Origin of the sequence: Dietzia sp. CQ4, assembly GCF_014145125.1 — a bacterium.
Classification (GTDB): domain Bacteria; phylum Actinomycetota; class Actinomycetes; order Mycobacteriales; family Mycobacteriaceae; genus Dietzia; species Dietzia natronolimnaea.
Genome location: NZ_JAALDZ010000145.1, coordinates 1 through 9,475, shown reverse-complemented (window position 1 = coordinate 9,475; position 9,475 = coordinate 1). Strand labels below are relative to the sequence as shown.

The following is a 9,475-nucleotide window of genomic DNA, read 5'->3' as shown; positions in this document are numbered from 1 at the left end:
GCCGCTCCCGCGGCGCCGTCGTGGGCCACACCCGCACCGAGCTGGTCGCGGGGCTGCGCGCCCTGGCGGCCGGCGACCCCGGCCCCGGCGTCTTCAGCGCGGACGCCCCCGCCGGCACCGGTGACGTCTGGGTGTTCTCGGGCTTCGGTGCCCAGCACCGCAAGATGGCCAAGGAGCTGTACCTGTCCAACCCGCTGTTCGCCTTGTGCCTGGACGCGGTGGACGAGCTCATCGACTTCGAGGCCGGCTACCGGATGGTCGAGATGTTCCTCGACGACTCGGTCACCTACGAGGTGGAGAACGCGCAGGTCGGCATCTTCGCCGTCCAGGTCGCGCTGGTCGACACGCTCAAGGCGCTCGGCGCCAAGCCCGAGGCCGTGATCGGCCACTCGATGGGCGAGGTCGCCGCCGCCTATGCGGCGGGCGGGCTGAGTCTCGAGGACGCGGTGCGGGTGATCTGCGTCCGCTCGCGCCTCATGGGCGACGCCGAGCAGCAGGTCTCCGACGAGGACGCCGGCGCCATGGCGCTGGTCGAGTACTCGGCCGAGGAGATCGCGCAGATCATCGCCGACAACCCGCAGTTCGCCTCGATCGAGCCCGCGGTCTACGCCGCGCCCACCCACACCACGGTCGGCGGCCGCGCCAAGCCCGTGGCCGAGTTCGTGGCCTGGGTCGAGGAGCAGGGCAAGTTCGCCCGCCAGCTCCAGGTCCGCGGGGCCGGGCACACCTCCGACGTCGACATGCTGCTGGGTGAGCTCGCCGCCGAGATCGCGGGCCTGGAGCCTCGCGAACTCCGATCCGGCCTGTTCTCCTCCGTGGACAAGGAGACCTTCTACCGCGCCGGCCACGAGCCGATCCACGCCGAGGAGTACTGGGTCAAGGGCATGCGGCACTCGGTGTGGTTCACCCACGCCGTGCGCAAGGCCGTCGAGGCCGGGTACGTGACGTTCCTGGAGTTCGCGCCCAACCCGGTCGCCGCGATGTCCGTGGCGGCGACCTGCTTCGACGCCGGCCTGATGGAGCCCAACCTGCTCCACACGCTCAAGCGCAAGGAGTCCGAGGCCGACACCCTGCTCCACGCGATCGCCCAGCTCTATGTCCACGGCCACGAGGTCAACATGGACCAGGTCGTGGAGATGCTGCACGGCTACGTCACCGGTCCCGGTCGCTACGCCGCGGTGCCGGGCACGGCGTGGAAGCGACGGACGCTGTGGCCGACCGTCACCGCCGGTGGCGGGTCGGGCGAGGGCCGCATGCCGGGCTCCCACGTGGCGTTGCCCGACGGGCGCCACGCGTGGCAGGTCCGGGCCGAGGTCGTGCCCAGCGTCGACGCCCTGATGGGCGCCGCGGCGGCGTCCGTCCTCGAGGGCGCCGTCCTGACCGCGGTCCACCGCCCGGGCGTCCTCCCGGTCGCGGGCGCGGTCACCACCACCATGACCCCGCACCCTGGAGGTGCGTCGCTGCAGGTGCACGCGCACACCGGTGACGGCGCCACGCAGTCCTTCACGCTCGTCGCCGAGTGTGCGGTGAGCGGTGGGACGCCGATCGATCCGGAGGACCAGCCGGGACCGCACTACGTGTCGGCCGAGTCCGACGCGCCCGTCGTGGATGGTGACGACGACGACGAGGCGGACCACCGCTGGAGCCCGGACTCGGACGAGTCGATCGGCGACCGCCTGGCCCGGATCGTCGGCTCCTCGATGGGGTACAGCCCCGATGACCTGCCGCGGGAGCTGCCACTGCTCGACCTGGGCCTGGATTCGCTCATGGCCGTGCGGATCAAGAACCGGGTCGAGCACGAGTTCTCGATCCCACCGCTCGAACTGCAGGCCATGCGGGACGCGTCGATGAACGACGTCGTGCAGATGGTGACCTTCGCCGTCGAGAACCCCGACAAGGTCGGCGAGCTCGCGGACCAGCAGGCCCGCGGCGAAGGCGTGGTCGACGTGGCCGCCTTGCGCGGGGACTCGCCGGCGGCCGCGGCAGGGGGTGCTGCCGGTGAGGCCGCCACGCCCGACGTCGCCATCGCCCCCCGGGACGACACCGAGCGGATGGCCTTCGGCGCGTGGGCCGTGGTCACCGGTACGGCGGCACCCGGGGTGACCGGGACGCTGCCCGCGCTCGACGACTCCACCCGGACGGCACTGGCCGAGCGGCTGTCGACCCGATGTGGCGGCGAGATCACCGCCGAGCAGCTGGCCGGGGCCACGACGATCGCGGAGGTCGCCGACCTGCTGCGCCCGTTCACCGAGGTGGCGGTGGAGGGCAACATCCGCGTTCTTCGCGAGGGTTCCACCGACAGCACACCCCTGTTCCTGTTCCACGCGGCCGGCGGATCGTCGTTCGTATACGAACCGCTGGTCGATCGGCTGGACGGTGACACCCCGGTCTACGGCGTCGAGCGCACGGAGGGGCCGCTGGAGGAGAGGGCCGCCGGGTACCTGGACAGGATCCGGGAGATCGCCTCGGGGCGTCCCGTCGCGCTCGGCGGCTGGTCTTTCGGTGGCGCCCTGGCCGTCGAGGTCGCCCGTCAGTTGCGGGCCGCCGACGACGTCGTGGCGCTGGTGGCCCTCCTGGACACCGTGCAGCCGTCCGAGCCGATCCCGGACACTCTCGACGAGGCGGAGGCACGCTGGAAGCGCTACTCGAAGTTCGCCAAGCGCACCTACGGCCTGGACGTGGAGGTGCCGCGCGAGTTCCTCGCCGAGCACGGCGAGGACGGCGTACTGGGAATGCTCCTGGAGGGCCTGGGCGCCGAGGCGAACGCCATGGGTGGGGGCGTCATCGAGCACCAGCGGGCCAGCTTCGTCGACAACCGCATCCTGCAGAGCGCGGACCTGTCCACGTGGTCGGGAGTGGGTGCGGAGGTGCCGTTCGTGCTCTACCGTGCGGAGCGTATGCACGAGGGCGCCATCGAGCTCGAACCCCGCTACGCCCACGTCGACCGCGACGGTGGCTGGGCCCGGATCGTCTCCGATCTGGAGGTGGTCCAGCTCAAGGGTGACCACCTCGCGGTGGTCGACGAGCCGGTGGTCAGTACGGTCGGAAAGCACCTGGCGCGTCGACTCGTCGAGATCGACGCGGGAGTACTGAAGGGATCGGACGCGTGACGGCTAGGACCACCGCGGAGAAGCTCGCTGAACTGCGGGTTAAGACCGAGCAGGCCCGCGACCCGGGCAGCGAGCGGGCCAGGGCCCGACGCGACGCCGCGGGCCACACCCCGCCGCGCGAGCGCATCGCGGAGTTGCTCGACGCGGGAAGCTTCGTGGAGATGGGCCAGCTGGCCAAGGCTCCGGGGAGCCCGGACAACCCGTTCGGGGACGGTGTGGTGACCGGTCGCGGCACCATCGACGGTCGCCCGGTGGCCGTGTACGCGCACGACAACACGGTGTTCGGCGGGTCGGTCGGCGAGGGCTTCGGTAAGAAGGTCTGCGCCATCATGGACTTCGCGATCAAGGTCGGGTGCCCCATCATCGGCATCAACGACTCCGGTGGCGCGCGAGTCCAGGACGCCGTGACCTCGCTGGCCTACTACTCGGAGATCTCCCGGCGCCAGTACCCGGCCTCCGGGTACGTGCCCCAGATCTCGATCATGCTGGGCAAGTGCGCGGGCGGCGCCGTCTACGCCCCCGCGACCACCGACTTCGTGATCGCGGTCCAGGACCAGGCGTACATGTTCGTCACCGGCCCCGACGTGATCCGGCAGGTCACCGGCGAGGACGTCACCATGGACGAACTCGGCTCGGCCCTGCAGCAGGCCAAGAACGGCAACGTCAACCACGTGGCCGTGAGCGAGCACGACGCCTTCATGTACGTGCGTAACCTGCTGAGTTACCTGCCGTCCTCGGCGGCCGAGAAGGCACCGCGGATCAACCCGGGTCTCGAGGCGGAGACCACGGAGTCGGATCGTCAGCTGGACTCAATCATCCCGGACACGGACAACGCCGCGTACGACATGCACGACGTGCTCCTGCGGATGTTCGACGACGGCGAGTTCGTGGAGACCTCCGGACAGTTCGCGTCCAACATCATCACGGGCTTCGCCAGGGTCGACGGCGAGTCCGTCGGCGTCGTCGCCAACCAGCCCCTGCACCTGTCGGGCGCGTTGGACATCGACGCGTCGGAGAAGGCGACGCGGCACATGATGCTGTGTGACGCCTACTCGATCCCGCTGGTCTACGTGGTGGACACCCCCGGCTATCTCCCGGGCTTGCAGCAGGAGAAACTCGGCATCATCCACCGCGGGGCCAAGATGGGTTTCGCCGTGGTGGCGGCCTCGGTCCCCAAGGTCACGTTCGTCGTCCGCAAGGCCTACGGCGGCGCCTACGCCGTGATGGGGTCCAAGAACCTCGGCGGCGACCTCAACTTCGCCTGGCCCACCGCACGCATCGCGGTGATGGGCGCCGAGGGCGCGGTGGACCTGCTGCAGCGTCGGCAGATCGAGGAGGCGGGCCCGGAAGAGGGTCCCAAGCTCCGCAAGCAGCTGATCGACATGTACAACGAGTTCATCGCGACCCCGTACTCGGCCGCCGAGCGCGGGTACATCGACGCGGTGATCGAGCCGTCGCAGACCCGTCTGGTGCTGCGCGGCGCGTTGGCCCAGCTGCGCGACAAGGTCCGCAACGAGCCCCCGCGCAAGCACCCCATCGCGCCGCTGTAGCCGACGCGCGGCAGCACGCCTGGGCCGGTCCGCTCTCTCCGGAGGCGGGCCGGCCTTCGTCGTCCCCGACCCCTGGTAGTGCTGGCTGAACGTACGGTGTGCCGGGGCTTGTGTGATGTCCCGAGACATCACACCGACGACAAGGGGCAGCGCATCCCACGCGGGACGCGCTGCCCCTGTGTCCGGGCCCTGGGGGCTCGGGCCGGTAGCCCGGACTAGGACTCCGGGTCGGTCACGAGGATCGGGCCCTCGGGCTGCCACCAGCCCCAGCGGGTCTCGGTCCCGGTGGTCACCTCGGCCGGCGCCGGCGGGTCCTCCTGGTAGGTCCCCAGCGGGGTGTACGCCTCGATGGAGCCCCAGTCCCGGTTCCAGTCGTGCCGCAGGTACGAGGGGATCGTGCGGGCGCGCTGGGCGACCTCGATCCACCCGAGCGGGCCCCCGGACTCGTACGACTGCCACGTGCTGGTGGCGGCGACCGCCAGCGGCCGGTCCGGGAGGATCCGGTACTCCGGCAGCTCGGCGACCCCCGCGTAGTGCGAGAACGGCCGCTGGCACGGGAACTGCAGGCTCACCGCCCAGTCCAGCATGACGGGCGACTCCGACCCGACCAACTCCTGGACCGTGACGAGTTCGGGCGCGCGCGGCGGGGTGATCGCCGCCCACTGGTCGGGGGTCAGGTCGTCGTCGTCGACCAGGATCCGCATGACGTCGGCCTCGGCCGGCACGTCCTGCATGTCGACCCGGAGGTTCCGCCAGGTCGGGGCGGGGCCGATGTCGAACGGGACGACGGGCTCGCCCACCACGTCCGCGCCGCCCTCTGTGGCGCGGCCGAACTCGACGATGACCTCCTGGCCGTACTTGTACAGGCCGTCGGCGTCGTAGCGCCCGATGCGTCCGGCGGCCGAGATCACCAGGAGCGGATGCGTCTCGCGGTTCTCCGGGAGCCGGTACCACCCGGTCTCGAGGTTCGCCTCGCGCTGCGGGCCCACCAGGTACGACCCGAGCACCGGGGTGGTGGCGGGATCGAGCCCGAACGGCAGGGCCACGGTCGACTCGTTGACGCCCTCGGCGCCCTGGCCGCCGGCGGTGCCGGCACTCTCGCCGGTGGTGACGGAGGGGCCGCCGCCGGGCTCCTGGGTGGTGTTGGCGGCACCGGGATCGGCCACCACCGCGTCCGCGGAGAGGTCGGGCGCGACGCCGTCCGGGGTGAACCCCGAGTTGTCGCCGGCCTCGATGGCCGCCGCGCGGTCGGCGGGGTCGATCGACCCGTCCGGTCGGGGGGTCGCGGCGAGCGGGGTGAGCATGCCGGCGTTGGCGTCGGGTTCCACCAGCACACGGTCGGCGAGCATGCACGGGTTCCCGGCGAGCGCCGAGAAGTTGCCGGCCGCGATCGTGTACGCCGGGTACTGCTTGTGGACCCCCTTGGCGAACGAGGCGACGGAGAACACGACGAGCAGACCCGCGACCACCGCGATGGGTGCGGCGGCGATCGTCCTCATGCGCCGCCGGCCCTCGCGCGTCCTGGGCGCCTGCGTGCCGGTGTAGTCCTGGCGCAGATGCTGCCACCCCGCGTAGGCGAAGGTCAGCACGGCCAGGCCCAGGAGGACGGTCGCGGCGTCGATGCCGCGGACACTGGGCGCCTTGTCCCACCAGGGGATGCCGTAGCTCGAGACGTACCACCAGCCGTTGGGGCCGGCGAAGGCCAGCGCGAGCACCACGAGGATGACCCCGAGGAACACCGTCCGGTTGCGGGCGGTGCGGACCGCGGACGCGGAGATGGCCATGGCGCCGAGCGCCGCGATCGCCGCCCCGATCCCCGCGTAGACGCCGAAGTGGTGGGTCCACTTGGTGGGGGAGAACATCATGAAGAACGCGGTGCCCACCACCACGCCGACCAGGCGCCAGACGGGCCCGGAGGCCGCGCCCGGGATCTTGCCGCGGCGCAGCAGGGTGCCGATCACCATGATGAGGCACAGCAGGACCAGCAGGACCGGGAGTCGGCGGGAGAGCGATCCGTCGACCGTCGGGATCATCAGGTAGTAGTAGCGGACGAACTCCTCGAACCAGTTCAGGTTGGGGCCGATCTCGCCGCGCACCCGGATCGCCTCGAGCACGGAGGCCAGGGACTGGATGCCGAAGACGCTGATGAGCACCATGGTCCCGGCGGCCAGCACCGGGGCGACCAGGGCGAGGTGCGAGCCGACCTCGCGTCCGCGCACCACGACGGTGCGCAGGACGGGGCGCAGCCCCATGACGAGTGCGGCGACGGCCATCAGGCCGGTGGGGCCGGTGGCCAGCGAGAACGAGGCCAGGATCACCGCGATGGCGTACGGCAACATGCGTCGGGTCGCGATGGCGCGTTCGACGGAGACCCAGGTGAGCAGCGCGCCCAGGGCGATGACGGGCTCGGGCCGCAGGCCGTTGTTGAAGGCCATCCAGAAGGCGAGGAACACGGCGGCGGCGCTCCACACGACCACCGGGGTGGTGCGCGCGGCGCGGCCGAGCCGGGGCAGGACCTCGCGGCTGATGACGAGCCAGCACAGGATCGCGGCGATGAGGGCGGGGAGCCGCATCCAGGGGCTGGCGGTGGACACGTGCGCGAGCATCGTGAGCAGGTCGTAGTAGGGGGAGCCGAAGGGCGACTCGGGTACCCCGTACCAGCGGTAGTAGTTGGCCATGTAGCCGGCGGGGTCGGCGGCCCGGGCCATCGACATGATGTAGCCGTCGTCGGAGGTGTTGCCGCCGACGAAGTGCCACACACCGAGCGTGCCGATCACGGCCACGTCCGGGAGCCGGATCCTGAACCACCCGCGGGGCAGGAAGCGGCGGGACCGGCGGCCGTCGGTCTGGTCGAGCCCGTGCAGCGCCCACAGGGCCACGGCCGTCGCGATCAGCCCGATGACGATGGCCGCCCACTTGAGGAGGGTCGGATCGGTGGTGAAGCGGGAATCGACCTCCACGGCCACCTCGAGGCCGTCGGGGACCGCGGTGTCGGAGGGCAGGTCGGTGTAGATACCCACGACCATCGGCCGCAGGTCGTCCGCCTCGACCCGGCGGGCCGCGGCGGGGTCGTCGATACCGTCGAACGACGCCTCGATATAGGTCGGCGCCGCCACCACGCTGAGCTGGCTGCACTCGCCGCCGGCCACCTGGTCGCGCGGGGCCGAGACGATGACCCGGTTGCGCGAGACCACGTCGACCGTGTCCGCGGAGGCGCGGACGAACAGTGCCCGGTCGCCGGCCTCCTCGCCGCCCGCCGGGGCGGTCGACAGCAGGATCCCGCCGTCGGCGGGCAGGTCCGCGACCAGGGTGCAGGGCACGGTGGCGGTGAACCGCTGAGGCGAGTGCGCCATCAGCGGCGCGGTCACCGAGTCGACCGATCCGTTCTGTGGCCACTGCACGCTCGAGGTGGTCTGGTTGACCGGCAGGAACGGCAGGGAGAGGAAGCACAGGGTGCCCAGAAGGCCGCTGACGATGGCGACGAGGCGGAGCCTCGCGACACGGGCGTCGGCGGCGACCGGGCCGGAAGCTGCGGTGGAGTCTGACACGACGCCCGATTCTAGGCGACGGTCACTTCATGGGACCCGGCGTGGTCCAGCCCCACTGGACGGAACTGCTGCGTACGAGGTCCGCGGGCCCCGCCCCGGGGTCGAGGGGTTCGAACCGCTGGAGGGACCCCCAGTCCCTCGACCAGTCGTGATCGAGGTAGGTGGGGACGGTGACTGCCTCCACCGTCTGCGTGGTCCACAGCAGTGGTCCGCCGCCACCCGCGCTCTGCCACCAGTTCGCGGCGGCCGAGGACTCGCGGTCGGCGAGGATCCGGTAGCGGGGGATCTCGGCGACCCCGCCGTTGTGGACGAAGGGACGCTGACACGGGAAGGCCAGGGCCACCACCCAGTCGACGAGCACCGGGTCGGAGTGGCCCACGACCTCGTCGAGCGTGCGCAACCGGGGGTTCCGGGGCGGGGTCACGGCGAGCCACCAGTCGGGATCGAGATTGCCGTCGGTCGCCACCACTCGCACGACCTCCGCGTCGGCGGGGATCGACTCCAGCGGGATCCTCAGGTTGCGCCAGGCGGGGGCCGGACCGATGTCGACGGGGGTCGTGGAGCCCATGACCTCGAAGTCGGTGGGGCCCGCCGCACCGACCCGGCCGGGCCGCCCGTACTCGATCGTCAGATCGCCGTTGCCGATCCGGCCCGCGGCGGCCATGACCAGCAGGGGGCTGTTGGGGCGGCGGGCGGGCAGCTCGTACCAGGCCGACGTGAGTTCGGCGGCGACCTGGGGCCCGCGGCGGTAGGAGCCCAGGACCGGTGTGGTCTCGGGGTCCAGACCGAAGGGCAGCGCGACGGTGGAGCCGTTGACGGTGACCTCTCCCCGGCCGCCGGTGGTGCCGGCGTCGACGCCGTCCCCCGGCTCGCGTTCACCGGAGTCGGACAGGGCCAGCGAGCCGGAGGACTCCGTGCTGTCGACCGTGATCGTGTCGGGTAGGCCGTTGGGTGCGAACCCGTTGACCACGCCCGCACCCAGGGAGATCTCCGGTCCCGCGCCCACGGCCCGGAGCAGGCCGTCGTTGGAGTCCTCCTCGACGAGCACCGAGTCGGCGAGCGAGCACGGTTCACCGCTGAGGGCGCGGAGGTTGGCGCGCCCGACCGTGTAGGCCGGGGTCTGGACGAACACGGCGGTCACGGCGGAGACGAGCTCGAAGATCACGACGGAGAACGCCACGATCGTCAGCGGGGCGCCGTCGATGCCGGGGCCCCGTCCGGCCCCGACGCGGCGGCGGTCGCGGGTCCGGGCGGCGGGGGTGTCCGG

At 71.8% G+C, this 9,475-nt stretch carries 4 protein-coding genes; 2 read left to right on the top strand and 2 right to left on the bottom strand.

From position 1 onward, the window contains the following. A partial coding sequence (locus tag G6031_RS09125; protein ID WP_182653086.1) for an acyltransferase domain-containing protein occupies nucleotides 1-3,110 on the top strand: 3,110 nt, incomplete at its 5' end. Then, entirely contained in the window at nucleotides 3,107-4,660 is a 1,554-nt protein-coding gene (locus G6031_RS09120) for an acyl-CoA carboxylase subunit beta (protein WP_095717079.1), read from the top strand. The genes G6031_RS09125 and G6031_RS09120, both read left to right, overlap by 4 nt. 215 nt (nucleotides 4,661-4,875) lie before the next feature. On the opposite strand, the gene G6031_RS09115 is transcribed toward G6031_RS09120, so the two are convergent. Both G6031_RS09115 and G6031_RS09110 read right to left on the bottom strand, forming a co-directional pair. Further along, the gene (locus G6031_RS09115) at nucleotides 4,876-8,208 is read right to left on the bottom strand and encodes an arabinosyltransferase domain-containing protein (RefSeq protein WP_182653085.1); all 3,333 of its coding nucleotides are present in this window, start codon (nucleotides 8,206-8,208) and stop codon (nucleotides 4,876-4,878) included. 22 nt (nucleotides 8,209-8,230) lie between these two features. Next, a partial coding sequence (locus G6031_RS09110; protein WP_182653084.1) for an arabinosyltransferase C-terminal domain-containing protein occupies nucleotides 8,231-9,475 on the bottom strand: 1,245 nt, incomplete at its 5' end.